Annotated in this window: 23 protein-coding genes, 1 tRNA gene and 1 riboswitch; of the genes, 12 read left to right on the top strand and 12 right to left on the bottom strand. The window is 63.2% G+C overall.

What is annotated here, in order from left to right; translation table 11 throughout:
• The first annotated feature begins 220 nt into the window (after positions 1–220).
• Complete coding sequence (gene hemA, locus NKK52_RS29270; RefSeq protein ID WP_023681931.1) at positions 221–1,498, top strand: 5-aminolevulinate synthase; 1,278 nt, start codon at positions 221–223, stop codon at positions 1,496–1,498.
• A gap of 18 nt (positions 1,499–1,516) precedes the next feature.
• Here hemA and NKK52_RS29265 read toward each other — a convergent pair whose 3' ends face one another.
• The gene (locus NKK52_RS29265; RefSeq protein ID WP_023681932.1) at positions 1,517–2,683 is read right to left on the bottom strand and encodes a pyridoxal phosphate-dependent aminotransferase; all 1,167 of its coding nucleotides are present in this window, start codon (positions 2,681–2,683) and stop codon (positions 1,517–1,519) included.
• A 158-nt stretch (positions 2,684–2,841) separates the two neighbouring features.
• Complete coding sequence (mscL, locus tag NKK52_RS29260; protein ID WP_023681933.1) at positions 2,842–3,261, bottom strand: large conductance mechanosensitive channel protein MscL; 420 nt, start codon at positions 3,259–3,261, stop codon at positions 2,842–2,844.
• A gap of 251 nt (positions 3,262–3,512) precedes the next feature.
• Between mscL and NKK52_RS29255 the strand changes: the two genes are divergently transcribed.
• Entirely contained in the window at positions 3,513–7,016 is a 3,504-nt protein-coding gene (locus NKK52_RS29255) for a PAS domain-containing hybrid sensor histidine kinase/response regulator (protein WP_023681934.1), read from the top strand.
• Between the two features lie 104 nt (positions 7,017–7,120).
• On the opposite strand, the gene NKK52_RS29250 is transcribed toward NKK52_RS29255, so the two are convergent.
• Positions 7,121–7,780, bottom strand: a complete 660-nt coding sequence (locus NKK52_RS29250; protein ID WP_023681935.1) for a response regulator transcription factor — start codon at positions 7,778–7,780, stop codon at positions 7,121–7,123.
• Positions 7,781–7,898: 118 nt separating this feature from the next.
• On the bottom strand, positions 7,899–8,327 hold the full coding sequence (locus NKK52_RS29245; protein WP_023681936.1) for a hypothetical protein: 429 nt from the start codon (positions 8,325–8,327) through the stop codon (positions 7,899–7,901).
• 105 nt (positions 8,328–8,432) lie between these two features.
• Here NKK52_RS29245 and NKK52_RS29240 point away from each other — a divergent pair, with 105 nt between their 5' ends.
• Together NKK52_RS29240 and NKK52_RS29235 are read left to right on the top strand one after the other, a co-directional pair.
• Positions 8,433–8,783, top strand: coding sequence for a DUF952 domain-containing protein (locus NKK52_RS29240; RefSeq protein ID WP_023681937.1), 351 nt, complete (start codon positions 8,433–8,435; stop codon positions 8,781–8,783).
• Positions 8,780–9,856 carry a quinone-dependent dihydroorotate dehydrogenase gene (locus NKK52_RS29235; RefSeq protein ID WP_023681938.1) on the top strand — a complete coding sequence of 359 codons (1,077 nt, stop codon included), beginning with the start codon at positions 8,780–8,782 and terminating at the stop codon, positions 9,854–9,856. The genes NKK52_RS29240 and NKK52_RS29235 overlap by 4 nt, the downstream gene beginning before the upstream one ends.
• Here NKK52_RS29235 and NKK52_RS29230 read toward each other — a convergent pair.
• A complete protein-coding gene (locus NKK52_RS29230; RefSeq protein ID WP_023681939.1) occupies positions 9,853–11,190 on the bottom strand; it encodes an MATE family efflux transporter in 1,338 nt (445 codons plus the stop codon). The genes NKK52_RS29235 and NKK52_RS29230 overlap by 4 nt on opposite strands.
• Before the next feature lie 217 nt (positions 11,191–11,407).
• Between NKK52_RS29230 and NKK52_RS29225 the strand changes: the two genes are divergently transcribed.
• Complete coding sequence (locus NKK52_RS29225) at positions 11,408–12,310, top strand: histone deacetylase family protein (protein WP_023681940.1); 903 nt, start codon at positions 11,408–11,410, stop codon at positions 12,308–12,310.
• Positions 12,311–12,377: 67 nt separating this feature from the next.
• Here NKK52_RS29225 and NKK52_RS29220 read toward each other — a convergent pair whose 3' ends face one another.
• Positions 12,378–12,641: a DUF6460 domain-containing protein gene (locus tag NKK52_RS29220; protein WP_023681941.1), complete on the bottom strand. Its 264-nt coding sequence runs from the start codon at positions 12,639–12,641 to the stop codon at positions 12,378–12,380.
• A gap of 180 nt (positions 12,642–12,821) precedes the next feature.
• On the opposite strand from NKK52_RS29220, the gene NKK52_RS29215 reads away from it, so the two are divergent.
• A tRNA-Gly gene (locus NKK52_RS29215) sits at positions 12,822–12,895 on the top strand.
• Positions 12,896–12,899: 4 nt separating this feature from the next.
• Here NKK52_RS29215 and NKK52_RS29210 read toward each other — a convergent pair.
• A complete protein-coding gene (locus NKK52_RS29210; RefSeq protein WP_023681942.1) occupies positions 12,900–13,907 on the bottom strand; it encodes a LysR family transcriptional regulator in 1,008 nt (335 codons plus the stop codon).
• Between the two features lie 288 nt (positions 13,908–14,195).
• On the opposite strand from NKK52_RS29210, the gene chvE reads away from it, so the two are divergent.
• The 4 genes from chvE to araD1 all read left to right on the top strand — a co-directional run bounded on the left by chvE (position 14,196) and on the right by araD1 (position 19,433).
• Complete coding sequence (gene chvE / locus NKK52_RS29205) at positions 14,196–15,266, top strand: multiple monosaccharide ABC transporter substrate-binding protein (RefSeq protein WP_023681943.1); 1,071 nt, start codon at positions 14,196–14,198, stop codon at positions 15,264–15,266.
• Between the two features lie 152 nt (positions 15,267–15,418).
• Positions 15,419–16,951 (top strand): multiple monosaccharide ABC transporter ATP-binding protein, encoded by a 1,533-nt coding sequence (gene mmsA / locus NKK52_RS29200; RefSeq protein WP_031203726.1) that lies wholly within the window; start codon positions 15,419–15,421, stop codon positions 16,949–16,951.
• Positions 16,948–18,234: a multiple monosaccharide ABC transporter permease gene (gene mmsB / locus NKK52_RS29195; protein WP_023669637.1), complete on the top strand. Its 1,287-nt coding sequence runs from the start codon at positions 16,948–16,950 to the stop codon at positions 18,232–18,234. The genes mmsA and mmsB overlap by 4 nt, the downstream gene beginning before the upstream one ends.
• A gap of 203 nt (positions 18,235–18,437) precedes the next feature.
• Positions 18,438–19,433 (top strand): AraD1 family protein, encoded by a 996-nt coding sequence (gene araD1, locus NKK52_RS29190; RefSeq protein WP_023669636.1) that lies wholly within the window; start codon positions 18,438–18,440, stop codon positions 19,431–19,433.
• 46 nt (positions 19,434–19,479) lie between these two features.
• On the opposite strand, the gene NKK52_RS29185 is transcribed toward araD1, so the two are convergent.
• Positions 19,480–20,250: an ABC transporter substrate-binding protein gene (locus tag NKK52_RS29185; protein WP_023681945.1), complete on the bottom strand. Its 771-nt coding sequence runs from the start codon at positions 20,248–20,250 to the stop codon at positions 19,480–19,482.
• A gap of 100 nt (positions 20,251–20,350) precedes the next feature.
• Complete coding sequence (locus NKK52_RS29180) at positions 20,351–21,445, bottom strand: 2'-deoxycytidine 5'-triphosphate deaminase (protein WP_023681946.1); 1,095 nt, start codon at positions 21,443–21,445, stop codon at positions 20,351–20,353.
• Between the two features lie 140 nt (positions 21,446–21,585).
• Positions 21,586–21,663, top strand: a riboswitch (SAM riboswitch).
• Positions 21,664–21,720: 57 nt separating this feature from the next.
• Here NKK52_RS29180 and NKK52_RS29175 point away from each other — a divergent pair.
• Positions 21,721–22,911, top strand: coding sequence for an O-succinylhomoserine sulfhydrylase (locus NKK52_RS29175; RefSeq protein ID WP_023669633.1), 1,191 nt, complete (start codon positions 21,721–21,723; stop codon positions 22,909–22,911).
• An 11-nt stretch (positions 22,912–22,922) separates the two neighbouring features.
• Here NKK52_RS29175 and NKK52_RS29170 read toward each other — a convergent pair whose 3' ends face one another.
• Positions 22,923–24,074 carry a ceramide glucosyltransferase gene (locus tag NKK52_RS29170; RefSeq protein WP_023681947.1) on the bottom strand — a complete coding sequence of 384 codons (1,152 nt, stop codon included), beginning with the start codon at positions 24,072–24,074 and terminating at the stop codon, positions 22,923–22,925.
• Positions 24,075–24,294: 220 nt separating this feature from the next.
• Between NKK52_RS29170 and apaG the strand changes: the two genes are divergently transcribed.
• Positions 24,295–24,687 (top strand): Co2+/Mg2+ efflux facilitator ApaG/CorD, encoded by a 393-nt coding sequence (gene apaG, locus NKK52_RS29165; protein ID WP_023681948.1) that lies wholly within the window; start codon positions 24,295–24,297, stop codon positions 24,685–24,687.
• 186 nt (positions 24,688–24,873) lie between these two features.
• Here apaG and NKK52_RS29160 read toward each other — a convergent pair whose 3' ends face one another.
• Positions 24,874–25,905 carry an Hsp33 family molecular chaperone gene (locus tag NKK52_RS29160; protein ID WP_031195623.1) on the bottom strand — a complete coding sequence of 344 codons (1,032 nt, stop codon included), beginning with the start codon at positions 25,903–25,905 and terminating at the stop codon, positions 24,874–24,876.
• 108 nt (positions 25,906–26,013) lie between these two features.
• Positions 26,014–26,925 (bottom strand): ornithine carbamoyltransferase, encoded by a 912-nt coding sequence (gene argF / locus NKK52_RS29155; RefSeq protein WP_023681949.1) that lies wholly within the window; start codon positions 26,923–26,925, stop codon positions 26,014–26,016.
• Positions 26,926–26,938 lie beyond the last annotated feature (13 nt).

Raw genomic sequence — 26,938 nt, 5'->3', positions numbered from 1 at the left:
AGCCTGCGGCAAGGCCATTAGAAACGCCTGAATGTTAAATCCGTAACAGTCTCACCGGCCTGTGGCATCGTACGGAAACAAAATTGATCCACATCAAGGGAATAGGCCACGATCTGGCATCGTTAGGAACAGGCTTGGGGCGTGGCATTTTGACCAAAACGGCCCGGTGGACGACGAATGGCCCAACGATTATGATCCCGCGCAAAACTGGGAAGGCGACATGAACTATCAGCGGTTCTTCGAGGAAGCGATCGACCAGCTCCACGCCGAGCGGCGCTACCGGGTTTTCGCCGATCTCGAGCGCATTGTCGGCAAGTTTCCGCGCGCCATCTGGCGTTCAAACGGCCGCGCCGAGGAAATCACCGTCTGGTGCTCCAACGACTATCTCGGCATGGGCCAGAACCCCGATGTCATTGCCGCGTTCCAGAATGCAGCCGGCAAGATGGGTTCGGGCGCCGGCGGCACCCGCAACATTTCCGGCACCTCGAACCCGCTCGTCGAGCTCGAGCTGGAACTGGCCGACCTGCACGACAAGGAAGCGGCGCTGGTCTTCACCTCCGGCTTCGTCTCCAACGAGGCTTCGATCTCGACCATTGCGCGGCTTTTGCCCAATTGCCTGATCATTTCGGACGAGTTGAACCATGCCTCGATGATCGAAGGCGTACGGCGCTCGGGCGCCGAAAAGAAGATTTTCCGCCACAACGACGTCGCGCATCTCGAAAGCCTGCTGCAGGTGGCGGGCCGCGAACGCGCCAAGCTGATCGTGTTCGAGAGCGTCTATTCGATGGATGGCGACATCGCGCCGATCAAGCAGATCGTCGAGCTCGCCGAACGCTACAACGCCATGACCTATATTGACGAGGTCCATGCCGTCGGCATGTACGGACCGCGCGGCGGCGGCATCACCGAGCGCGAGGGGCTGGCCGACCGCATCGACATCATCGAAGGCACGCTGGCCAAGGCGTTCGGCACGCTGGGCGGCTATATCGCCGGCAACAGCGCCGTCATCGACGCGGTGCGCTCCTATGCGCCGGGCTTCATCTTCACCACGGCGCTGCCGCCGGCCATCGCCGCCGCCGCCACCAGGTCCATCCGCCACCTCAAGCGCTCGCAGGCCGAGCGCGATGCGCAACAGCGCCAGGCGTCGCGGACCAAGGAGGTTCTGTCTGCAGCTGGCCTGCCGGTGATGGAATCGCCGACCCATATCGTGCCGGTGCTGGTCGGTGACCCCGAACTCTGCAAGATGGCCAGCGACCGTCTGCTCGGCGTGCACGGCATCTACATCCAGCCGATCAACTATCCGACCGTGCCGCGCGGCACCGAGCGGCTGCGCATCACGCCGACGCCGTTCCATACCGATGCGCTGATTGCGGGACTGCAGGACGCGCTGGTCGAGACATGGGATGCGCTCGGCATTCCCTATGGCTCCGCCGGACGGCCCACTGTCGCCAAGAGCGACCGGATTGTGCCGCTGCTGGTGCCGAAGTCGGGCGGCTGAAGCCGCCGCCCATTTATCTCAAACCGTCCTCATCCATCCCGCCAAGCGATGTGCCGCTTCCTCGAGCTGGTCGAGGCGGCGGTGGAAGCACAGGCGCAAAAACGCCTCTCCGCCAGGGCCGAAGGCGGTGCCCGGCGCCAGGCCGACATTGGCCTTGTCGACGATGTCGAAAGCAGCCCGGTGCGGATCGGTGATGCCGTCGACCGTGAAAAACAAATAGAACGCGCCTTGCGGCACGGTGAAGCGCGCTTTGCCGGTTGCGCCGAGAATATCGCAGACCAGGTCGCGCGCTTTCCTGGCGCGCTCCACCTGCTCGACGATGAAGGCATCACCGTGGTCCAGCGCCGCGACGGCGCCGCGCTGCATGAACTGGGCGACGCCTGAGGTCGAATACTGGATCAGGTTCTCGAACACCTGCTGCAGCTCGGGATGGGTCTTGATCCAGCCGACGCGCCAGCCGGTCATCGCCCAGTTCTTGGAAAAGGAGTTGACGAACAGGATGCGGTCTTCCGCGGTCGAAATGTCGAGGAAGGACGGCGCACGGCCGTGGCCGTAGTGGAACAGCGAATAGATCTCGTCGGCGATGATCCACAGGCCCTTTTGGCGGGCGAGATTCAGGATCGCCTGCAGCGTTTCCTTATCGGCCGTCCAGCCGGTGGGGTTCGATGGCGTGTTGACGAACAGCGCCTTGGTGCGCGGCGTCACCGCAGCCGCAATCTTGTCGACATCGCAGGACCAGCCATTGCCCGACTGGTCGAGCGTGACCGCAACCGGGGTAGCGCCGGAAATACCGGCGGCGGCGGCGAAATTCGGCCAGGCCGGGGAGAGATAGACCACCTCGTCGCCGCTGCCGGCGACCGCGGCTAATGCCAACTGAATGGCATGCATGCCGGAACCGGTGGCGATGAATTCCTCTTCGGCGAAGCTCTTGCCGAAATGCCTGGCATAGTAGCGAGAAAGCGCTTGCCTCAACTCCGGAATGCCTTTCTGCCAGGTATAGAATGTCTCGCCATTGGCGAGCCCCTTGGCGGCGGCTTCCGAAATGAAGGCAGGCGTCGGCAAATCGCCTTCACCGGCCCAGAGCGGGATCATGCCCTCGCGCGAACGGCCGTAATTGACGACGGCGACAATGCCGCTTTCGGGGGCGGCCACCGCTTCGGCGCGCAAGCTATCGATCAGGGTCATGAACAGGTCCGTTTTGATGTCTGCTTTGATGCATGTCATTATCCAGAACCGCTGCGCACTTGTGGGCGACATGCATTGGCGGATGCTCTTAGCAGATGCGGCAACAGAAAACCCCGGCCGCGAACGACCGGGGTTTTGGTCCAGAAATCTGGCCTTATCTATTTCCTGGCGAGGAGATCGCGAATTTCGGTGAGCAAAGCGACGTCGGCCGGTGGCGGAGCCGCAGGTGCGGCCGGCTTCTCCCGCTCGAGCCGCTTGCGCATGTTGTTCACGGCCTTGACCATCAGGAAGATGATGAAAGCCAGGATGACGAAATTCAGCGCCACGGTGATAAAATTGCCGTAGGCGAACACCGCGCCTTCCTTACGCGCGTCGGCAAGATTGGTCGAATGCACTGTTGATGAGAGGCCTATGAAGTAGTTGGAAAAGTCGACGCCACCAAGTGCGCCGATGAAAGGCATGATGATGTCGTTGACAAGAGAATCGACGATCTTGCTGAAGGCCGCGCCGATGATGACGCCGACCGCAAGGTCCATCACATTTCCTTTGGAAATGAATTCCTGGAATTCTTTCAGCATTCGACCCTCCTTGTCATGACGGACCGCGCTGCCGCCGTCCCTCCGGCGTCGGCCCGTGCGCACCATAACAAAAACCTGCGGTTGCAACAGAAGCAAAAGCTGGAAAACACCGCTTTCTCCTTACCTTGGTTCACGGTTCGACAGGGCAGCGTCGCGACCATGCGCCGAAAGCCGCGATGGACTTGACCTTAGAGCTGTGATTGCCTCTGGGCAGGCCGGGGTGAAAGCTGGCCGAGGAGGATTTTCGGGCCGTGCAGGGCTGGTTCATCGTCATCATTGCGGTCGCCTATTTAACGCTGCTGTTCGTCATCGCCAGCCTCGGCGACCGGCGTTCAACGGCGTTGGGACCCGGCCGCGCCCGGCCCTTCATCTATGCGCTCAGCCTCGCCATCTACTGCACCTCCTGGACCTTCTTCGGCTCGGTCGGCCTGTCGTCCGAACGCGGCCTCGAATTTTTGGGCATCTACACCGGGCCGGTGCTGGTGTTCGTGTTCGGCTTTCCGCTGCTCAATCGCATCGTGCGGCTGGCCAAGAGCGAGAAGATCACCTCGATCGCCGACTTCCTCGGCGCGCGCTACGGCAAGAGCTTTGCCGTCTCGGCGATCGCCACGCTGATCGCCACCATCGGCGCGGTGCCCTATATCGCACTGCAACTGAAGGCGATCTCCGGTTCGGTCGGCCTGATGGTCGAGCATTATACGGGATCGCCGCCCTCCTTCGATCCCTTCGTCAGCGACATCTCGCTGGTGGTGGCCATGCTCTTGGCGCTGTTTGCGGTGCTGTTCGGCACCCGCCATGCCGACGCCACCGAGCACCAGGACGGGCTGGTGCTGGCGGTGGCGGTCGAAACCGTGGTCAAGCTCGCCGCCTTCCTGGCGATCGGCCTGATGGTCACCTTCCTGATCTTCGGTGGCCCGGGCGACATGATCGACAAGCTGGCCGAAAACAGCCAGGTGCGGCAAGCCATGGGCTACAACACCTCGCTCGCCACCTGGCTGGTGCTGACTTGCCTGAGCGGCTTTGCCATCATCATGCTGCCGCGCCAGTTCTACGTCACCATCGTCGAGAACCGCGGCGAGGCCGAACTGCGCACCGCGACCTGGGTGTTCCCGCTCTATCTCGTGGCGATAAACCTGTTCGTGCTGCCGATCGCCTTCGCCGGCCTGGCGCTGGTCGGCACCAAAACCACCAGTGACCTCTATGTGCTGGCGCTGCCCTTGTTCGGCGGCCATGACTTCCTCGCCATGGCCGCCTTCATCGGTGGGCTGTCGGCGGCGACCGCCATGGTGATCGTCGAAAGCGTGGCGCTGTCAATCATGATCTCCAACGACCTCGTCATCCCGCTGTTCGTGCGCCGCCTGCTCAAGACCACGACCTCGGAGAATGAGGATTGGTCGACGCTGATCCTCAACGTGCGGCGCGGCGCCATCTTCATCCTGTTGTTCATCGCCTTCCTCTACTACCGCGAAAGCACCAACTCGGCGCGGCTGTCGTCGATCGGCCTGATGTCGTTCGCGGCAATCGCCCAATTCGCGCCGGCGCTGATCGGCGGGCTGATCTGGCGCGGCGCCAATGGCCGCGGCGCGGCCCTTGGCATGGTCGCCGGCATCCTCGTCTGGGGCTATACGCTGCTTTTGCCGTCGCTCTCGGCAGCCGACGCGGACATCGTCGTGCAGGGGTTGTTCGGTTTCGAGGCGCTGCGGCCGCAGGCTCTGTTCGGCACCGTCGCCGAACCGTTGAACCACGGCGTGCTCTGGAGCCTGTCGGTCAACACGCTGTTCTTCGTGCTCGGCTCGCTGTCGCGCGCGTCAGTGCCGCTGGAGCGGATCCAGGCGTCGATCTTCGTGCCGCGCGAATCCGGCCCGATGCCCAGCCTGCGCCGCTTCCGCACCGCCATCACCGTCAACGTGCTGAAAGACACCATCTCGCGCTACCTCGGCGTCGAGCGCACCGAGCGCTCCTTCCAATCCTTCGAGAAAAGCAATGGCGTCTCGCTGCACGGCAATGAGCAGGCCAGCATGGATGTCATCCGCTTTTCCGAGCAGCTGCTGGCGAGCGCGGTCGGCTCGTCTTCGGCGCGGCTGATCCTGTCGCTGCTGTTTCGCCGCAACGACCGCGAGTCCAAGGACGCCTTTCGCCTGCTCGACGACGCCACCGAAGCGCTGCAGCACAATCGCGACCTGCTGCAGATCGCGCTCGACCAGATGGAGCAGGGCATCACCGTATTCGACCGCGATTTTCGTCTGATCTGCTGGAACAGACAATATCGCGCGCTGTTCGACCTGCCCGACGAGATGGGCCAGGTCGGCGTCTCGCTCGACCGCATCCTGCGCCACCTCGCCGAGCGCGGCGATATTCCGGCCGACCAGCGCGTGGCGATGCTCAACCGGCTGACCAGTTTCGTCAGCCCGTGGCAGATGGAGTTGAAGACCAGCGGCCGCATCCTCGAACTGCGCTCAAACCCGATGCCGGACGGCGGAATCGTCGCCACCTATGCCGACATATCAGGACGCGTCGAACAGGATTTGGCGCTGAAGCGGGCCAATGAATCGCTGGAGCAGCGGGTCAAGACGCGCACCATCGAACTGACTAGAGTCAACGAGGAGTTGACCCGGGTCAATGAGGAGCTGGCGCAGGCGCAGATGCTGGCCGAGGAGGCTAATCTGGGCAAGACGCGCTTCCTCGCCGCCGCCGGCCACGACATCCTGCAGCCTTTGAACGCCGCCCGTCTCTACTGCTCGTCGCTGATCGAAAAAGCCGGCAAGGGGCCGGCGGGCAAGGCTGCCGTCAACATCGAATCCTCGCTCGAATCGGTCGAGACGATCCTGGGCGCCGTGCTCGACATTTCGCGCCTCGACGCCGGCGCAATGAAGCCGGACGACAGCGCCTTCCGCCTGGACGGGCTGCTGCGCCAGATCGGCAATGATTTTCAGCCGCTCGCCGCCGAAAAGAAACTCGATCTGACGATCATAGCCTCGTCGCTCAGCGTGTTGACGGACCGCAACCTGCTGCGCCGGCTGATCCAGAATCTGGTCTCCAACGCCATCAAATACACCCCCCATGGCCGCATCCTGGTCGGCGTGCGACGGCGCGGCGAACTCGCCGAAATCCAGGTGATCGACACTGGCATCGGCATTGCCGGCGACAAGCTGAACACGGTCTTCAACGAGTTCACCCGGCTGGACGAAGGCGTGCGCGAGGCCGAAGGTCTCGGCCTTGGCCTGTCCATCGTCGACCGCATCGCGCGGGTGCTGCGGCTCGAGATCCAGATCTTTTCCAACCCGGGCAAGGGTACGCGCTTTTCCGTTATCCTGCCGGTTGCGGCGGTTGAGGCGCCGCGGCGCGAGGTCGAGCCGAAGGCGCCTGCCCGCACCGCGAATTCGCTGGCCGGCCTGCGCGTCATGTGCATCGACAACGACGCCCGCATCCTCGACGGCATGCGGCTTCTGCTCGAGGGCTGGGGCTGCAGCATCGGCACGTTTTCGGGTTCGGAGGATTTTGGCAGGGCCGATCGTCCCGACATCGTGCTTGCCGACTATCATCTCGATGGCAGAAGCGGCCTCGACATCATCGCCCGCCTGCGTGACATCCATGGTTCGGACCTGCCGGCCGTGCTGGTCACCGCCGACCGCTCCACCGAGGTCCGTGCCGCTGCCGCCGCCCTGGACGTGCCGGTGATCAACAAGCCGCTGAAGCCGGCCGTGCTGCGTTCCATGATGGCAAGGGTCAGGCCGCTGGCATCGGCGGCCGAGTAGGGTTCAATGCATGTCGCCCAGAAGTGTGCCCCGGTTCTGGGACCACGACATGCATCGAACAAGAGCTAAAGCGGGTCGCATGAATCCGTTCAGCGCGATGCGCTTTAGCCTGCTGGCTGCAACGGATCGCTGCCGATCTTGGACAGCTGGATCACCGCCTGGGTGCGGCTGTCGACGCCGAGCTTCTGCAGGATGGCCGAAACATGCGCCTTGACCGTCGCTTCGGAGACGCTGAGCTCGTAGGCGATCTGCTTGTTGAGCAGGCCTTCGGCCAGCATGCCGAGGACACGCGTCTGCTGCGGTGTCAGCGCCTGCAGCCGCTTGATCAGGTCGGATATTTCCGGGTCGCGCTCGACGCCGAGGTCGATGCCGACGGGGGCTGCGATATCGCCTACCAGCACCGATTGCACAGCGCTGCGGATTTCCTCCATGCTGGCCGATTTGGAGATGAAGCCGGATGCGCCGAGATCGAGCGCGCGCCGGATGGTCACCGGGTCGTCGTGGGCCGATACCACCACCAGCGGCACCGCCGGGTGGATGCCGCGCAACGCGATCAGACCGGACAGGCCGCTGGCGCCCGGCATCGACAGGTCGAGCAGCACCAGGTCGACATCCTCATTGGCCACGACCAGGGCCTTGGCGCTTTCGAAATCGCCGGCCTCGTGAATGGCGGCGACATCGCCGACGCCGGCAAGCGCCTCTTTCAGCGCGCCGCGGAAAAGCGGATGGTCGTCGGCGATGACGAAGGTGTAACCCGACGGCAAATGTTCCTCCCCAAATCCCTTATTGATTATCGGCTTTTACGGGGACCGGACGATTATGCGGCGAAGCGCTTTGTCTTCATGCGGCAATGGCCGGACGGGGCATTCCCCGCCGGGCAGTTCAGGTCTTTTGCGAATTGAGATTGGCGCCGTCATCCTTGTCCATTTCCTTGACGATGCCCATGAAGCCGCGCAGCATGCGCTCCATATAGCTCATCGTCTTGTCGAAATCCTCCTCGCTCGGCAGCTTCGATTCGAGGCGGGCGGACAGCGAGTTCTCGAGCTTGGCGACGCGTTCGTCCATTGCTTTCATCGAGGCCTGCAAACGGTCGACTTCGTCCTGGAAGGCGGCGCGTTCGTCGGCGGCCATCTTGCAGACGAGCTGGCCGGAGCGCTCCTCGCAGATCGACATGGCGCCGGTCTGGGTATCCATGCGGACATAACCGTTGGCGGATTTTTCCAGCCGGTAGCGGTCGGTCTGTTCGGACCAGGCCGATGCCGCAACCAGCGAGACCAGTGCGGCGGGGATCAGTATGTGCTGCAGACGCATGTTCCATCCTCCACGAGCCAGTATGCGCAACCTATCACAGCTTTGCGCCGTAAATGCGGACGAGTTGCCCTTCCCCGCATGATCGGTTCGGATTATAGCGCAACCATGTCTCAGATTATCTACAAGATCGCGCCCGAAGCGCTTTGGCGCGAGGCCGAGAAAAACGGCCGTTTCACCGGCGCTCCGATCGATATCGCCGACGGCTTCATCCATTTCTCCACCGCTGATCAGGCCAAGGAGACGGCGGCGAAGCATTTCGCCGGCCAGATGGATTTGCTGCTGATCGCCATCGACGGGGCGCTGCTCGGTGACGCGCTGAATTACGAGGTCTCGCGCGGCGGCGCGCTGTTCCCGCATCTCTATGGCGTGCTCGATATGAGCGCCGTGCTGTGGGTGCGGCCACTGCCGCTCGGGGCCGACGGCGCCCATCAATTCCCGGCGCTGGAGGCCGAATGATCGTGTTCGATCGCATCGCCCAGAAACTGCTGTTCACCTTCGATCCGGAAACGGCGCATGGCATGTCGATCGCGGCGCTGCGATGCGGTCTGCCGGTCGGCGCGCGGACGGTGCGCGACGACAGGTTGAAGCTCAGCCTCTGTGGCATCGCCTTCCCCAATCCGCTCGGCATGGCCGCAGGCTACGACAAGAACGCCGAGGTGCCCGACGCGCTGCTTGGCCTCGGCTTCGGCTTTGCCGAAGTCGGCACCGTGACGCCGCTGCCGCAGGCCGGCAATCCGAAGCCGCGCATTTTCCGGCTGACTGAGGATGATGCGGTGATCAACCGCCTGGGCTTCAACAATGAGGGCCACGAGGCGGCGGAAAAACGCCTTGCCGCGCGCCAGGGACGCGGCGGCATTGTCGGCGTCAACATCGGCGCCAACAAGGACAGCGCCGATCGTGTCCGTGACTATGAGTTGGGCGTTTCCCGTTTTGCGAAATACGCCAGCTATCTCACCGTCAACATCTCGTCGCCCAACACGCCCGGCCTGCGCACCATGCAGGCGCGCGAACAGCTCGGCGAACTGTTGTCTCGGGTCATGTCGGTGCGTGCAGCAGCTTCGGCGCAGCCGCCCCTCTTCCTCAAGATTGCGCCCGATCTGGTTGAGGCCGAGCTTGAAGACATCGCCGCCGAAGTCAGCGAGAAGCAGATCGACGGCGTCATCGTCTCCAACACGACGCTCTCGCGATCCGGATTGCGGAGCCCAAGCGGCGCCGGCGAGACCGGCGGTCTCTCGGGAAAACCGCTGTTCGAGCGCTCGACCATCGTGCTCGCCAAGATGCGTCGGCTGCTCGGGCCGGATCGCGCCATCATCGGGGTCGGCGGCGTCGATTCCACTGATGCCGCGCTGGAAAAGATCCGCGCCGGCGCCGATCTCGTCCAGCTTTACACCGGCATGATCTATGCCGGGCCGGCACTGCCGGGCCGCATCCTTGCCGGGATGGTGCGCTTTGCCGACAAGGAGCGGCTGAAATCATTGCGCGAACTGCGCGACAGCCGGCTCGATCAGTGGGCTGCCAAGGCGCTCTAAAAAGCCGTGCGCAGCCTGAGCCGCAGGATGGCCAGCAGGCTGAAGCCGCGCACCAGCAGGAAAACGTGCAGCGCCGCCCACAGGCCGCGATTGCCGAGAGACGGCGCCAAGCTGAACAATGCGGCGCTGAAGGCCAGGAACGACACCAGCATCATGTTGCGCATGTCGCGCGACCACGTGGCGCCGATGAAGACGCCGTCCATCTGGAAGGCCAGCACGCCGCTCAGCGGTGTCAGTGCCGCCCACGGCAGATAGATGTCGGCAACAGCACGAACGTCCGGCGACGTGGTGATCAACGAAATCAGGCCGGCGCCGCCGAGCCAGAAGATCAGCGTCGCGGTTCCGGCGAGGCCGAACCCCCAGAATAAGGTCAGACGTACCGCCCGGCGGAACGCCGTCTCGGCACGTGCGCCGATCGCGCGTCCCGCCAACTGTTCGGCCGCGGTGGCGAAACCGTCGAGAAAATAGCCGGCGACGAGGAAGAAGTTCATCAGCACGGCATTGGCGGCCAGCGTCAGCGTGCCGAACTGCGCGCCCTGGCGGGTGAACAGCGCGAAAGCGGCGAGCAGCGAGAACGAGCGGATCATGATATCGCGGTTGAGCGACAGCATGCGCAGGAAAGCGGGCATGTCGAGCAGGCGATGCCGCGGCAGGCGGGGTGCGGCCCGGAAGCGCCAGACAACGATGGCGAGACCCAGCAGCATGGCCAGACATTCGCCGGTGACGGTCGCCCAGGCCACGCCGGCGACGCCCCAGCCAAGCTTCAGGCCGAGCAGGATGCAAAGCACGATGTTGATGCCGTTGAGCACCGCCTGCAGCATCAGCCCAAGCCCGCCCTCGCCGCGTCCAAGGACATAGCCGAGGATGGCGTAGTTGATCAGCGTGAAGGGGGCGGCGAGCATTCTGATGTGGATATAGACGCCCATCGCCTCGCCGACGCGCGCTTCGCCGCCGATGAATTTCTGGCCGGCGATGGCGATCAGCGGCGCAAGGACGACAAGCACGATGCCGGCGGCGACCGCGATCAGCACGGCGCGCCAGAACACCGCCTGCTCCTCGGTTTCGTCGCCGCGCCCAAACGCCTGGGCGACGAGGCCGGTGGTGCCGGAGCGCAGGAAATTGAAGGTGCTGAAGACGACGTCGAAGACCAGGGCCCCGGCCGCCAGGCCGCCGAGCAGGGCGGCATCGCCGAACTGCCCGACCACCGCCGTGTCGACGATGCCGAGCAGCGGCGTCGTCAGATAGGCGAGCGTCATCGGCACGGCGATGGCGAGCACCGAACGGTTGGTGACGGCGAAGGGTCTCGCGTCGGCTGGGGTTGCACCCGTGTCCAGGGGATTGCTGCCTTGCTGGTTGCGGCTTGATCGAACAGCCGATGTGCCCCATTTTCCCGCCACCGCGCAATCACTCTTGCCGTGACGGCCAACCGAAATGTTCTTCTGGCGCGAGCCCGCCGGATCCCAGTACTGGTTTTAAGCAATTCCCAAAGGGAGGCGCTACGCGCTTCTCCCGGGAAAACCGCTGCACACTTTTCCTGGAATTGCTTTAGCCATGCCCCTGCAGATCGTCCATCATCCCGACTACGATGCCGGCTTCGCCGTCAATCATCGCTTTCCGATGAGCAAATATCCGCTGCTGATGCAGGCCTTGCATATCAGGGGTCTGATCCATGCCGGGGCGCTGTCGATGCCCGAGCCGGCGCCGGCCTCCTGGCTGAAGCTCGCCCATGCGGCTGATTATGTCGACCAGGTCATCACGTGTTCAGTGCCTGAAAAGATCGAGCGCGAGATCGGCTTTCCCGTGGGACCGCGCGTTTCGCTCAGGGCGCAACTCGCCGCCGGCGGCACGGTGCTGGCGGCGCGACTGGCGCTTATCAATGGCATTGCCTGCAACAGCGCCGGCGGCAGCCACCATGCGCGGCGCGCGCAAGGCGCGGGCTTCTGCACCTTCAACGATGTTGCCGTCGCTTCGCTGGTGCTGCTAGCCGAAGACGCGGTGAAAAACATCCTGATCGTCGATCTCGATGTGCATCAGGGCGACGGCACCGCGGACATCCTGAAAGGAGAGCCACGCGCGTTCACCTTTTCCATGCATGGCGAGCGCAATTATCCGGTGCGCAAGATTGCCTCCGATCTCGACGTTGCCCTGCCGGACGGCACCGGCGATGGCGCCTATCTCGAACGGCTGGGTGTCCTCCTGCCGGAGCTCTCGGCCAAGGCGCACTGGGACATCGTCTTCTACAATGCCGGTGTCGACGTGCATGCCGAGGACCGGCTCGGCCGGCTGTCGCTCAGCGATGACGGCGTACGTGCCCGCGACGCCATGGTGATCGGTCATTTCCGCGCGCTGGGCATCCCGGTCTGCGGTGTCATCGGCGGCGGCTATTCGACCGATGTCGCAGCGCTCGCCGCGCGCCACGCCATCCTGTTCGAGGTGGCGTCGGACTTTGCCTAAGTGGCCTTTGGTTTGAGCATGATCTTTTCCGAAAACCGGTTGCCACTTTTCGGGATCATGCTCCGCTTCACTTGCGGTAGTTCGCGACCCTGAGCAGGATGAACACCGGCACGACGATCGCGGCGCCGAGCAGGATATAGCCCAAGAAGCGATAGACCGCGTTGAAGCCGAGGTTCCAAAGATCGATGAAGAAACCCTGGATGCGGTAGAAGACGTCCATCGGCGTCCAGCCGAACGCATTCATGACCAGGCCGACCAGGAACGAAACGACCAGCAGCTTGACGATCACCCTGACGGGCGAGTCACCGAGAAAGCGCGTCACTGTGGACAAGGGGCCTGCCTCCAGATTGGTGTGCCCGGATTCGGGGTACAAACCCACGAATACGCACTTGCTGCGCCCGCATCAAGGCGGGCGGACGGCGCAATCGGTCGGGTTTCCAACAGCCGTTTCCGAACAGCTGTCCAAGGGCGATTGCCCGAAGCACGCCCATCATGATATCGAGAGGCCGACGCGGGTATGATGTAATGGTAGCTTGTCAGCTTCCCAAGCTGAACGCGAGGGTTCGATTCCCTCTACCCGCTCCAGTTCCTATCCCACTTCCCGCAAGATAAAATCGTGCAGCATCTTGGCTGCCGGCGACAGCACGCGGTTCTTCACCGTGATCAGGCTGTAGGGGCGGACCTCGATGTCGAACTCGGTCTGGACGACATCGATGGCGCCGGCGAGACCGTCGGGGTTCTGGATGAATTTTGCCACCTGGATCGACACCGGGGCGATGGCGTCGGACTGCGCCACCATGACCAGTGTGAGCAGCAGCGACGAGGTGTTGAGGATGCGGTCCGGCAGGGCGATGTTGCGGTTCAGGAAATTGCTCTCCATCGCCTGGCGCAGCGGCGACCCGCCCGACTGGAACACCCAGTCAAAGGCGGCGGTGTCCTCCAGCCTCACCGCCTTCCCATTGTTTAGAGGATGGCCGTTGCTCAGCGGGTGGCCTCGGCGCACGATCAGGCAGGCCTTCTCGACGCCGATGACGCGCGATTCGAACAGGCGCGGATTGAGGTCTTCGGGGACACGGGCGATGATGAAATCATGGCGCGTGGCGATCAGTTCGCGCGCCAGCACATTCGACGTCTCGACCTGCATGGTAATCTCGATGCGCGGATAAAGGCGGCGTATCTCGCGGATCGCCGGGACCGCCAGTTCGATCGCCGGCGCCGTCACCGCGCCAAGGAACACCGAGCCGCCCTTGCCGGCCTTGAGCTCCGATATTTCGCGGTCGGCCTCGCGCATTTCGAGCAGGATCGAGCGCGCGCGCCGGGCCAGCGCCTTGCCGTAAGGGGTGAGTGTGATGCCGCGCGGCAGCCTTTCGCAGAGCTTCACCTCGAGCACCGCTTCCATCTCGGAAATCATGCGCGAGGCCGCCGGCTGCGAGATGTTCATCACCTGGGCCGCCGCGCTCACCCGACCGTGATCGTCGAGTGCTGCGATCATGCGCATGTGACGCAGGCTCAAGCCACTGCGCAGAAGTGTCTCGCCATCGCCCGGCAATTCATCGTAACCGCTTGAAATTCCCTGAGGACCTCGTAAAGCCGCCATGCCTTTTCCCGCATCCGCCACTGTTCCAACCGGCCTGGTCATATACCGGTTTTGGTATAGCAACCACCGAAGATCGCATTTGACAGTTATGGCAAAGGGTCACACTTTCGCGCGTCCTCAAGACTTGACGGTCGATGACGAGCAAAATCGTATCGATTTAAATCTGAGGGCCGATTGGGAGGATACCGGAGATCGATTATGACGGCGGCGGCGCTTTGGCGCATCCGCCCGACTGCGCGGCCCGCGAAGCCCCGAGGTGTCGCGTCCATCAACCAGGGAGAGTTTTACGTGAAAATCATCAAGACACTGGCCGCCGTCGCGGCCCTTGGCATCGCTGCCATGACCTACTCGGCGCATGCAGCCGACAAGGGTCTTGTCGGCGTGCTGATGCCGACCAAGACCTCGCAGCGCTGGATCAATGACGGCGATGCCGTCAAGTCCCAGCTCGAAGCTCTCGGCTACACGGTCGACCTGCAGTACGCGCAGGACGACATCCCCAACCAGCTCAGCCAGCTGGAAAACGAAATCACCAAGGGCCCGAAGGCGCTGATCATCGCTTCGATCGACGGCACGACCCTGTCGGACGCGCTGCAGAAGGCCGCTGACGCCGGCGTCGTCGTCGTCGCCTATGACCGCCTGATCAAGAAGACCGCCAATGTCGATTACTACACCACCTTCGACAATTTCGGCGTCGGCGTGATCCAGGCGAACTCGCTGGTCAAGGGCCTCAAGGAGCGCTTCCCGAACACCAAGCCGTGGAACGTCGAACTGTTCGGCGGCTCGCCGGACGACAACAACGCCTTCTTCTTCTACAACGGCGCAATCTCGGTGCTGCAGCCGCTGATCGATGACGGCTCGATCAAGATCAAGTCCGGCCAGACCGGCATGGACAAGGTCGGCACGCTGCGCTGGCTCGCCGCCACCGCCCAGGCGCGCATGGACAACCTGCTGTCGGCCAACTACTCGGACGGCAGCCGCGTCGATGGCGTTCTTTCGCCCTATGACGGCCTGTCGCGCGGCATCACCGCTTCGCTGCGCGCCGTGGGTTACGGCACCGACGCCCAGCCGTGGCCGATCGTGACCGGCCAGGACGCCGAGACTGCTTCGGTCAAGCTGATCATCACGGGCGAGCAATACTCGACCGTGTTCAAGGACACCCGCGAACTGGCAAAGGCCACCGTCGAACTCGTCGACAAGGTGCTCTCGGGCGGCAAGCCGGACGGCCTCGATGAAAAGACCTACAACAACGACGTCAAGGTCGTCCCCTCGATCCTTTTGACGCCGCATGAGGTCGACAAGTCGAACTATCAGGCACTGGTCGTCGACTCCGGCTACATCAAGGCCGACGAACTGAAGTAATCCGTTTATAAAGACAGGGGTCCTGCCCGACGCAGGACCCCTGTCCGTTCACAAGCGACCCCGGTATTGTTTCTACCGGACTTAGTTTGCGTGCATGTCGTTGTCTCAAACCGCAAGCACTTTGGAGCGACATGCAACAGGAGGAGCTTGCCCTGATGACGACGATTTTGGAGATGCGCGACATCACCAAGACGTTCCCCGGCGTGAAGGCGCTGTCGAACGTCAACCTCAGCGTCGAAGAAGGCGAGATCCACGCCGTGGTTGGCGAGAACGGCGCCGGCAAGTCGACGCTGATGAAGGTCCTGTCGGGCGTCTATCCCGCCGGCACCTATGACGGCCAGATCATTTTTCAGGGTCAGGAATGCCAGTTCAAAGGTATCCATGACAGCGAACACAAGGGCATCGTCATCATCCACCAGGAGCTAGCGCTGGTGCCGATGCTGTCGATCACCGAAAATATCTTCCTCGGCAACGAAAACGCCCGATACGGCGTCATCGACTGGGATGCCAACGAGGCGCGCACCGCTGCCCTGTTGAAGAAGGTGGGCCTCAAGGAGGACCCCAAGACACTGATCACCAATATCGGCGTCGGCAAGCAGCAGCTGGTCGAGATCGCCAAGGCGCTGAGCAAGGACGTCAAGCTTTTGATCCTCGACGAGCCGACCGCGTCGCTCAGCGAGAAAGACAGCCAGGCGCTGCTCGATCTTCTGCTCGAATTCAAGCGCCAAGGCATGACCTCGATCCTGATCTCGCACAAGCTCAACGAGATAAACCGGGTCGCCGACAAGGTAACCGTCATCCGTGACGGGCGCACCATCGAGACGCTGGCCAAGAAGGATATCTCCGAAGACCGCATCATCACCTCGATGGTCGGCCGTTCGCTCGACGACCGCTATCCGCCGCGCGAGCCCAAGATCGGCGAAGTCGTGTTCGAGGTGAAAAACTGGTCGGTCTATCACCCGCTCCATGCCGAGCGGCAGGTGATCAAGGGCATCGACCTCAATGTGCGCAAGGGCGAGGTGGTCGGCATCGCCGGGCTGATGGGCGCCGGCCGCACCGAATTCGCCATGAGCCTGTTCGGCCGCTCCTATGGCCGCCGCATCACCGGCGAAGTGCTGCTCAAGGGCAAGCCGGTCGATGTCTCCTCGGTAAGCAAGGCGGTCCAACACGGCATCGCCTATGTCACCGAGGACCGCAAGACCTACGGCCTCAACCTCATCGACCATATCAAGCATAACATTACGCTGGCCAATCTCGACGGCGTGTCGCGCCACAGCGTGATCGACGACATGCGCGAACTTGCGGTCGCCAACGACTATCGCAAGAAGACCAATATCCGTGCGTCCAGCGTCTATCAGATGACCGGCAATCTTTCCGGCGGCAACCAGCAGAAGGTGGTGCTGTCGAAATGGTTGTTTGCCGACCCTGACGTGCTGATCCTCGACGAGCCGACACGCGGCATCGATGTCGGCGCCAAGTATGAAATCTACACGATCATCGCGCGCCTTGCCTCGGAGGGTAAGGCGATCGTGGTCATCTCGTCGGAAATGCCGGAATTGCTAGGGATTACCGACCGCATCTACGTCATGAACGAAGGGCGCATGGTGGGCGAAATGCCCGCGGCGGAAGCAAGCCAGGAAAAGATAATGCGCGCCATCGTCCGGGGAGAAGGAAAAGCAGCATGAGCACCGAAAGCGCCCCCGCCCCGCAGGGCAACGTCGCTGACGAACAGCGCCCGCGCATCGCCGTCTCGGCGCTGGCGACGAATTTACGCGAATACGGACTGATCATAGCCCTGATCGTCATTATGCTGTTCTTCCAGTTCACCACGTCGGGGACGTTGTTCAAGCCGGTCAATCTCAGCAATCTGGTGCAGCAGAACTCCTTCATCATCGTGATGGCGCTCGGCATGCTGCTGGTGATCGTATCGGGCTATATCGACCTCAGCGTCGGATCGGTCGCCGGTTTCATCGGCGCGCTGGCGGCAAACATGATGGTTATCTGGCAGCTCGGACCGCTGAGCAATCCGCTGGTGGTTTCGATCGTCTGCCTGGTCGCGGGTGGCCTGATCGGCGCCGCGCAAGGGTATTGGATCGCCTATCACCGGATACCGAGCTTCATTGTCACGCTGGCCGGCATGCTGATCTTCCGCGGCATTTGCCAGGCCTTGCTTGGCGGCGGCTCGTCGGTGGGTCCGCTTCCCGACGACTTCAAGATGCTCAGCTCCGGCTTCATCCCGGATGTGATCGGCCCACTGACGCTCGTCCCGCCGGTCGTGAACGCAGCCGGCAAGACCATCATGGGCAGCGGCGTGACCCTGCACATGACGACTGTCGTGCTGGGGCTGATCGCCGTGCTCGCCTATGCCTATTTCGGGGTCCGCACCCGGCGCAAACGAGAACGCCATGGTTATGAGGCCGAGCCCTTCACCCTGTTCGTCGTCAAGACGCTGGTCGCCAGCGCGCTGGCGCTGTTCCTGGTCTATGAGTTTGCCAGCTACCGCGGCCTGCCCGTGGTGTTGCTGGTCATGGGCGTGCTGATCACGCTGTTCGTCTTCGTCACCAAGCGCATGACCATCGGGAGGCGCATCTACGCCATGGGCGGCAATCCCAAGGCGGCGCAGCTGTCGGGCATCAACACCGAGCGGCTGACGCTGATGGTGTTCATCAATATGGGCGTGCTGTCGGCGCTTGGCGGCCTGATCATCGCGGCTCGTCTCGGCCAGGCGGTGCCGGCGGCGGGTCTCGGCTCGGAGCTCGATGTCATCGCCGCAGTGTTCATCGGCGGCGCCTCGGCGATGGGCGGCGTCGGCCAGGTCATCGGGGCGGTCGTCGGCGGCTTCATCATGGGCGTGATGAACAACGGCATGTCGATCATGGGCGTCAATGTCGACTGGCAGCAGGTGGTCAAAGGCCTGGTGCTGCTCGGCGCCGTGATCTTCGACGTCTACAACAAGAACAAGGCCTGACAAGCTTCAGGCGAGGCAAGCAGGAGGCATACGATCGCGGCGCAGCCGGCAAGTTGTCGGCATAAGAAGTCCCCCTGAAGGATCGAGCTCGCGAGCGCAATCCGGACGAAGAGTTCAACCCGTGGCGCGGCGTGGTCCGAGCCGCGCAGGTCAAGGTTTGCCAAGAGGCATCCAAGGCCAAGCACATGAGAGAGGATTTAATCATGCTGATCTCCCAGATCCTCGACGACGCCGAGACCATCCGCGTCGTCGCCCGCAATGGCGGCGGCAAGACCAGGATCATCAACGGCGCCCGCAGCGTCTATTCGCTGGCCATGGAAGCCGCGCGCACCGGAACGGGCCTCGCCGCGCTGATCGAGCGCAAGGGGTTCGGTGAAGCGATAGACCTCGACGCCGTCTACAAGAAGGGCCGGCTGGTGTCCCCGATCAACCATCCCGATCCCGCGCATCTGCATCTGACCGGCACCGGCCTGACCCATCTCGGCTCGGCGGCGACGCGCGATTCCATGCACAAGAAGCTCAGCGATGGCGGCGAGGAGCAGCTTACCGATTCCATGAAGATGTTCCGCATGGGGCTCGAAGGCGGCAAGCCGGCCAAGGGCCAGACCGGCGTGCAGCCGGAATGGTTCTACAAGGGCAACGGCACCATGGCGGTGGCGCCGGGCGCCGCACTGATGTCGCCGGCCTTTGCGCAGGACGCCGGCGAGGAGCCGGAAATCGCCGGCATCTATGTCATCGGCGACGACGGCGCGCCGTTCCGCGTCGGCTTCACGCTGTCGAACGAGTTTTCCGATCACGTTACCGAGCGGGTGAACTATCTGTTCCTGGCACATTCCAAACTGCGCAACGCCTCGTTCGGGCCGGAAATCCTGATCGGCGACCTGCCGGCCGACGTCAGGGGCTCATCGCGAATCTATCGCGACAGCAATTTGCTCTGGGAAAAGCCGTTCCTGTCGGGCGAAGCGAACATGTCGCACACAATCGCCAATCTCGAACATCACCACTTCAAATATTCGGCCTTCCGCCAGCCGGGCGACGTGCATGTGCACATGTTCGGCACGGCGACGCTGTCCTTTGCCGACGGCATCAAGACTCAGGCTGGCGACGTGTTCGAGATCGAGGCCGGGGATTTCGGCCTGCCGCTGCGCAACCCGCTGGAGATTGAGCAGCCGGTGAAGGTGGCGGTGAAGGCGCTTTGAGAGCGTAATCTCCCTCCTTGAGGGGGGAGATTGGCAGCGCCCACCGTCAATAAATATCGAAATCGAAATACTTGGCCTGGATCTTCTTGTAAGTGCCGTCGGCGACGATGGCGTCTATCGCCGCATTCAGCTTGTCGCGCAGCGCCGTGTCTTCCAGGCGGACAGCGATGCCGGCTTGCGTCTCGGTGCCCTTGACGTCGCCGACAAGCTTGCAGCAGCCTTCGCTCGCCTTCTTCAGCCAGTCCATCAGCACGAACTTGTCGGAGATGACGGCGTCGAGACGGCCGTTCTGCAGGTCGGTGATCGCCTCTTCCTGGGTGGGGTAGAGTTTCGCCTCGGCGCCGGCCTTGCCATAGGCGTCCTGCGCATAGTCGGCCTGGGTGGTCGAGGCCTGCGCGCCCACCGTCTTGCCGGCAAGGGCTGCCGGTTCGGTGGAAGTGAGGTCGCTGTCCTTCGGCGCCACCAGCGCCAGCGGCGTCGTGTAGTATTTGTTGGTGAAGGCGACCTGTTTCTTGCGCTCCTCGGTGATGCTCATCGAGGCGATGATGGCGTCGAACTTTTTCGCCTGCAGCGCCGGGATGATGCCGTCCCAGTCCTGGGTGACGATCTCGCACTCGACCTTCATCTGCGCACACAGCGCATTGGCAATGTCGATGTCGAAGCCCTCGATCTTGCCGTCCGCGGTGATGGTGTTGAAGGGCGGATAGGCGCCCTCGGTGCCGATCTTCAATTTCTCCTGCGCCTCAGCCAGCGAGCCGGCCGATATCACCAGCATGGCAGCGCTCGCTGCCGATATGATCCATCTTGAAATCTGCATTTGGTTCCCCTTGCCCGCCGTTCTCTTGCCGGCCACCGAAAGGCAGCCAAGCATGGTGAGGCAGCGCAGGCAAGTATTTTGCCTGACGGTGATCGAAGGTTCAGCCGGCGGGGCGGAAATGCTTGGAGAGCTTGAGGCCTTGCGCCTGGTAATTCGAGCCGAGATCGGTGCCGTAAAGCGCCTGCGGCCGCTTCAGCATGTGTTCGTAGACCAGCCGGCCGACGATCTGGCCGTGGTCGAGGATGAACGGCACTTCGTGGCTGCGCACTTCGAGCACCGCCCGGCTGCCGGTGCCGCCTGAGGCCGAATGGCCGAAGCCCGGATCGAAGAAGCCGGCATAGTGAACACGGAATTCGCCAACCAGCGGATCGAAGGGCGTCATCTCGGCGGCGTAGAGCGGCGGCACGTGCACGGCTTCGCGGCTGACCAGGATGTAGAACTCGTCCGGGTCGAGCACCAGTTCGCCGGCGCCGCTCTTATAGAGCGGCTCCCAGAAATCGACGGCATCCTGGGCGGCGCGCTTGTCGACATCGACCAAGCCGGTGTGATGCTTGCCGCGATAGCCGACCAGGCCGTTCTGGTCGCCGTCAAGATCGATCGACAGCGCAATGCCGCCGCCGGAAATGTTGGGCGGCTCGGTCGCCACCAGCATCTCGGCGCGGTGCAATTCGTTCAGTTCTGCCTCCGACAACAACGCGTTGCCAGTGCGAAAGCGGATCTGCGACAGCCTCGATCCGGCGCGTACGACGATCGGGAAGGTGCGTGGACTGACTTCGAGATAAAGCGGCCCGTGATAGCCGGGGGCGATCTTGTCGAACTCATGGCCGCGATCGGTCATCACCCGGGTGAAGATGTCGAGCCGGCCGGTCGAGCTCTTCGGGTTGGCCGAGGCCGACACGTTTGCGGGCAGCGCCAGGCTTTCGAGCAGCGGCACGATGTAGACGCAGCCGGTTTCCAGCACCGCGCCCTCGGCGAGACTGAACTCATGCAATTTCAGCCGGTGAAGCTTGTCGGCCACCAGATGATCGGGACCCGGCAGGAAGGAGGCGCGCACGCGAAAAGCCTTGTTGCCGAGCCTCAGATCGAGGCTCGCCGGCTGCACCTGGTCGACATCGAGCGCGCGCGGCGACTCCAGCGCGCCGGACTGAAACAGCGCGGAAATGTCCTGATCGGGAAGAATGCCTGTCTGCCGCAAAAGGCTGGCTCCGCTCCAAGGTCGGTCTCTTTGTGGCAGGTTCTTGCCGCAAAACCGCTGGATATTATTGCGGAACCTGCCTGGTACAAACCTCTTAATGAAGCCGGCAATTGACGCAAGCGCAGGTGAGGTCTAAAGGGTCGTTATCCCGTGGTGATTTGGCCGGTCGGCTTGCAGCCACGTTAAACAAGTCGCTAAAGGACCGTCGGGCCGCAAGGCCATATGGACCGGTTGCGACTTTCGCGGCCGGTTTTTTTGTGTCTGGAACAAAAGCGATGAGCACCAAGAAGCGTAACTGGAAGCCTCAGACCGCACTCGTGCACGGGGGAACACTGCGTTCACAGTTCGGCGAGACGTCGGAAGCGATGTATCTCACCCAGGGCTATGTCTATGAAACGGCGCAGGCCGCGGAAGCCCGTTTCAAGGGCGAGGAGCCGGGCTTCATCTATTCGCGCTATGCCAACCCTACCGTCGACATGTTCGAAAAGCGCATGTGCGCGCTGGAGGGTGCCGAAGATGCGCGCGCCACGGCGTCCGGCATGGCGGCGGTGACGGCAGCGCTCCTGTGCAGCGCCAAGGCCGGCGACCATATCGTTGCGGCGCGCGCGCTGTTCGGCTCCTGCCGCTGGGTGGTGGAGACGCTGGCGCCGAAATACGGCATCGAGGCAACGCTGGTCGACGGCACCGACATCGCCAACTGGGAAAAGGCGGTGCGGCCGAACACGAAACTGTTCTTCCTGGAAAGCCCGACCAATCCGACGCTGGAAGTGGTCGACATCGCAGCGGTGGCGGCGCTCGCCACCTCAATCGGCGCCAGGCTGATCGTCGACAATGTCTTTGCCACGCCCTTGCAGCAGAAGCCCTTGCAGCTCGGCGCCCATATCGTCGTCTACTCCGCGACCAAGCACATTGACGGCCAGGGACGCTGTCTCGGCGGCATCATCCTGTCGGACAAGAAATGGATCGACGAGAATTTGCACGACTATTTCCGCCACACCGGCCCGAGCCTGTCGCCGTTCAACGCCTGGACGCTGCTCAAGGGCCTGGAGACGCTGCCGGTTCGGGTGCGCCAGCAGACGGAAAGCGCGGCCAAGATCGCGGATTTCCTGGCAGGACGGCCGGAAATCGCCCGCGTCATCTATCCCGGCCGCGCCGACCACCCGCAGGCCGACATCGTCAAGAAGCAGATGACGGGCGGATCGACGCTGATCTGCCTCGACGTCAAGGGCGGCAAGCAGGCGGCCTTCGCCTTGCAGAACGCGCTCGACATCGTGCTGATCTCCAACAATCTCGGCGACGCCAAGAGCCTGATCACCCATCCGGCGACCACCACGCACAAGAACCTCAGCGACGAAGCTCGCGCCGAGCTTGGCATCGGGCCGGGAACGCTCAGGCTGTCGGTCGGTCTTGAGGATACGGACGATCTGCTGGAGGACGTTGCGCAGGCGCTGAAGGCAGCCGGATAGGCCGCGAGGCGTCACGCTCCCGACGAAACCTCTTCCAGTTCGGCCGTCTTGGTGCCGATGGTCATGATGTTGCCGCGCCAGTCGACGGCGCCGCTCAGCCAGCCGCGCGCCCAAATGGCGGGAAGCATCATGTCGCGCACCATCATCGCCGGGACCATGCGCAGCGACAGGTGCCAGCCCTTGGCCGCGGCCAGCGCGCATTCGGGAATGTAGGCCGCCGTCAGCACGGCCAACACCGTGGCCGGCAGGCTGATGCCGGCACTTGCGGCCGCCACCAGCGCCAACGCCAACGGCACGGCGACGCCGGTCAGGATCTCGGGTGCGAAAAACAGCGGGAAAGTGACGCGGCGCAACCGCGCCCAGCGCGCCTGGCGCGACCAGATGTCGGGAAGTCGGCGCTGCCCCAGTGGTTGCTCGAAAGGCGAGGCAACGAGATTGACGCGCAGGCCCAGTCCGTTGACCAGCTTGGTTGCAGCAGCATCCTCGGCGATCTCGGCGGCCAGCGCACGGATACCGCCACTGGTATCGAGCATCGGCTTGTTCCACAGCATGCTCTTGCCTTGGGCAAAGCCGAGACCGAGCGCCTCGCCGGCATATTGCCAGCGCGCCTGCAGCGTGTTGAGAAACGCGCATTCGACCTCGGCCCAGAAGCCATCCGGCCGCGAGCCGATCGGCGTCGAGCAGATAAGCCCGGTATTGGTCCGCCAGGCCGCCATCAGGTGCTGGACGTAATCCCTAGGCATCAGCACGTTGGAATCCGCCAGAATAACCCAATGATAGCGCGCCGCTTCCCAGCCCTTGACGCAGTTGTTGAGCTTCGGGTTGCTGCTGACGCGGTCGTCGCCGATCAGCAGCCGGGCCGGCACGTTGGGAAACAGGACGATCGCCCTGTTTATCAGTTTGACGACGGGATCGTCGGCGTGAGCGACGCAGAAGATCAGTTCGTAGCGCGGCCAGTCGAGCGAGAAGGCTCGCTGCAGCGTCTCTTGTGTGAACGGCTCCACGCCGCGCGACGGTACGACGATCGAGACCGGTGGCTGCTCGTCGGACGGCGGAGGGATAAGGCGACGCGCTTGCAGTTTCGACGAAGCAAGCAGGATGCTGGCGAGATTGGAAAGAAGCAAAGCGGAGGAAGCGAAGGCGGCTGTGAGAGCTAGTTCCATGAGATCTGGTCACTCCAAAAAGCCGCTCGCGGCTGCTTTGTCAGTCGACAGATGGGCCTTGAGTCGCCGGCAAGGTTTGCGCACACCAACACTGTCATGTGTCACTTAAATGACATTGTTTGTCGGCACCTCCGCTTTGAGGCTGGCAGGACATGCCGTTGTGCGCGTATCAAACCGCATAGCGCGACAAATGTTCCTTGCCGCGCAACCGGAGCAGCCCATGTATCGCGCCGTCACGCGCAACATCGAAGTGCAGGTCAGACCGTTCTACCTGGAGGACCGCTCGGACCCGGCGGAGAACCGTTATGTCTGGGGCTACCAGGTGACGATCGACAACCAGTCGGACGATTTCGTGCAGCTTATGTCGCGTTACTGGCACATCACCGACGGCAGCGGCCGGATCGAGGAAGTGCGCGGCGCCGGCGTGGTCGGCGACCAGCCTGAGCTCAATCCCGGCGACAGCTATCAATACACGTCAGGCTGCCCGCTCTCGACGCCCTCCGGCTTCATGGTCGGCCACTACACCATGCGCAACAAAAAGGGCGAGACGTTCGACGTCGCTATTCCCGCGTTTTCGCTGGATCTGCCGGGGACGCGGCGGACGGTGAATTAGGGGTTTTCTCCCCATCTCTATACGGGGAGAAATGCCCGGCAGTGCAACGAGGGGCGCCGCCGGACTCATGAGGTTATCTTCCACGCACATGACGTAGGCTATGCGCGGCCATTCACCAAAGTTCGCGCTGCCCCTCATCCGCCCTTCGGGCACCTTCTCCCCGTGAACGGGGAGAAGGAAGAGATGCTACTGAGTTGCAAACTCCGCCGGGTCGAAGTCGTACTGCTTCGAGCAGAACTCGCAGGCGACGTGGATGCCGCCATCTTCGGTGCTGTCCTTGATCTCCTGCGCGGAAAACCCCTCGAGGATGCCGCGTATCTTGTCCCTTGAGCATGAACATTGGTCGGCGACCGGCACGCCGCCGAAGACGCGCACGCCATGTTCGTGGAACAGCCTGTAGAGCAGCCGCTCGGCGCCGATGGTCGGGTCGATCAGCTCGGTCGGCTCGATGGTGCCGAGCAGCGCCACCAGCTCGCGCCACGAATTGTCGGCCGGCTCCTGCGTCACGTCACGCGGATCGCCGTCGCCGCCCGAAATGTCCGGCACGCGCATGCGCTCGGGTGACTGCGGCAGGAACTGCGCCAGGATACCGCCGGCGCGCCACTGCTCGCGCGCACCGCCGGGGCCGGGCGTCAGCAGCTTGGCCACCGACAGCCGGAGGTCGGTCGGGATCTGCTCCGACTGGCGGAAATAGGTGCGCGCGGCGTCTTCCAGCGTCTCGCCGTCGAGCTGGACGATGCCCTGATAGCGCTGCGTGTGCGCGCCTTGGTCGATGGTCAGCGCCAAAACGCCGCTGCCCAGCAGCGTCTGCTGCGAGGTCTGGCCTGCGGCCACCAGGGCCTCCAGCCGGTCGGCATCGAAGCGCGCATAGGCGCGCAATGCCGAGGGCGTGGAGAAATCCGCGACCAGCATGTCGACAGGCCCGTCGGTGCGGGTCTGCAGGATGAACTTGCCTTCAAATTTGAGCGAAGTGCCGAGCAGCACCGTCAGCACACAGGCTTCCGCCAGCAGGCGGGCGACCGGCTCGGGATAGTCATGACGGTTGAGGATGGCGTCGAGCATCGGCCCGAGCTGCACGGTGCGGCCGCGCACGTCGAGCGGGCCTACCTCGAAGGGCACGACATGATCGTCGCCGGCATAGCCGAACTCGCCGAGTTTGGGGTGATGTTCAGTCACTTGATGCGTTTCCAACATGACAAAGCTCCAGGGCGCGGCCATGCGGCCCGGGGGGGTGCATGCGTCCAAACGCGCTTGATTTGCGTGATGGGGCGCAAATAGGCATCACGCCGCCCCGGATCAAGCGCTTGGAGATCAAGCGCCTGGAGATCAAGCGCCCAGACACCAGGCCAAAACCGCCTTCTGGGCGTGAAGCCGGTTCTCGGCTTCGTCGAAGACCACCGAATGCGGACCGTCGATGACCTCGTCGGTCACTTCCTCGCCGCGGTGCGCCGGCAGGCAGTGCATGAACAGGGCGTCGGGCTTGGCCCTGGCCATCAGCGCCGCATTGACCTGATAGGGCGAGAAGACATTGTGGCCGCGGGCGCGGTGTTCCTGGCCCATCGACACCCAGCAGTCGGTGACGATGCAGTCGGCCTGGTCGACGGCCTCTTCGGGCGAGCGGGTGAAGTGCAGCTTGCCGCCATTGGTCTTCGACCAGTCGATGTGCTTCTGCGCCGGCTCGCTGCCTTCCGGCACTGCGACGTTCAGGTTGAAGCGGAACCGCGCCGAGGCCTCGAGCAGCGAATGCAGCACGTTGTTGCCGTCGCCGGTCCAGGCGATGGTCTTGCCGGCAACCGGACCGCGATGCTCCTCGAAGGTCATGATGTCGGCCATCAGCTGACAGGGATGGGTGTCGTCGGTCAGCCCGTTGATGACCGGAATCGTGGCATTCTCGGTCAGCTCGAGCAGCCGCTCATGCGACGTGGTGCGGATCATGATGGCGTCGACATAGCGCGACAGCACCTTGGCGGTGTCGGCAATGGTCTCGGAGCGGCCGAGCTGCATTTCGGTGCCGGTCAGCATGATGGTCTCGCCGCCGAGCTGTCGCATGCCGACGTCGAAGGACACGCGCGTGCGCGTCGACGGCTTGTCGAAGATCATGGCCAGCACCTTGCCTTCGAGCGGTTTGGTCCGTTCGCCGGCCTTGAGGCGCGCCTTGCGCACCACCGCATCGTCCAGCATCAGGCGCAGATCGCCTTCGGAAACGGCGGAAAGATCGGTGAAATGGCGAAGGCTCATCGGGAATGGTTCT

The sequence above is a fragment of the Mesorhizobium sp. C277A genome, assembly GCF_040324395.1.
GTDB lineage: Bacteria > Pseudomonadota > Alphaproteobacteria > Rhizobiales > Rhizobiaceae > Mesorhizobium.
The sequence above is the reverse complement of the archived record's forward strand: the minus strand, read 5'-3'. Positions and strand labels throughout refer to the sequence as shown.

What these genes read in the sequence shown, in the direction of transcription:
- hemA (WP_023681931.1), top strand. Translation starts at nt 221, where the DNA reads ATGAACTATCAGCGGTTCTTCGAGGAAGCGATCGACCAGCTCCACGCC.
- NKK52_RS29265 (WP_023681932.1), bottom strand. Translation starts at nt 2,683, where the DNA reads ATGACCCTGATCGATAGCTTGCGCGCCGAAGCGGTGGCCGCCCCCGAA.
- mscL (WP_023681933.1), bottom strand. Translation starts at nt 3,261, where the DNA reads ATGCTGAAAGAATTCCAGGAATTCATTTCCAAAGGAAATGTGATGGAC.
- NKK52_RS29245 (WP_023681936.1), bottom strand. Translation starts at nt 8,327, where the DNA reads ATGCGTCTGCAGCACATACTGATCCCCGCCGCACTGGTCTCGCTGGTT.
- NKK52_RS29240 (WP_023681937.1), top strand. Translation starts at nt 8,433, where the DNA reads ATGTCTCAGATTATCTACAAGATCGCGCCCGAAGCGCTTTGGCGCGAG.
- NKK52_RS29235 (WP_023681938.1), top strand. Translation starts at nt 8,780, where the DNA reads ATGATCGTGTTCGATCGCATCGCCCAGAAACTGCTGTTCACCTTCGAT.
- NKK52_RS29225 (WP_023681940.1), top strand. Translation starts at nt 11,408, where the DNA reads ATGCCCCTGCAGATCGTCCATCATCCCGACTACGATGCCGGCTTCGCC.
- NKK52_RS29210 (WP_023681942.1), bottom strand. Translation starts at nt 13,907, where the DNA reads ATGGCGGCTTTACGAGGTCCTCAGGGAATTTCAAGCGGTTACGATGAA.
- mmsB (WP_023669637.1), top strand. Translation starts at nt 16,948, where the DNA reads ATGAGCACCGAAAGCGCCCCCGCCCCGCAGGGCAACGTCGCTGACGAA.
- araD1 (WP_023669636.1), top strand. Translation starts at nt 18,438, where the DNA reads ATGCTGATCTCCCAGATCCTCGACGACGCCGAGACCATCCGCGTCGTC.
- NKK52_RS29185 (WP_023681945.1), bottom strand. Translation starts at nt 20,250, where the DNA reads ATGCAGATTTCAAGATGGATCATATCGGCAGCGAGCGCTGCCATGCTG.
- NKK52_RS29175 (WP_023669633.1), top strand. Translation starts at nt 21,721, where the DNA reads ATGAGCACCAAGAAGCGTAACTGGAAGCCTCAGACCGCACTCGTGCAC.
- NKK52_RS29170 (WP_023681947.1), bottom strand. Translation starts at nt 24,074, where the DNA reads ATGGAACTAGCTCTCACAGCCGCCTTCGCTTCCTCCGCTTTGCTTCTT.
- apaG (WP_023681948.1), top strand. Translation starts at nt 24,295, where the DNA reads ATGTATCGCGCCGTCACGCGCAACATCGAAGTGCAGGTCAGACCGTTC.
- NKK52_RS29160 (WP_031195623.1), bottom strand. Translation starts at nt 25,905, where the DNA reads ATGGCCGCGCCCTGGAGCTTTGTCATGTTGGAAACGCATCAAGTGACT.
- argF (WP_023681949.1), bottom strand. Translation starts at nt 26,925, where the DNA reads ATGAGCCTTCGCCATTTCACCGATCTTTCCGCCGTTTCCGAAGGCGAT.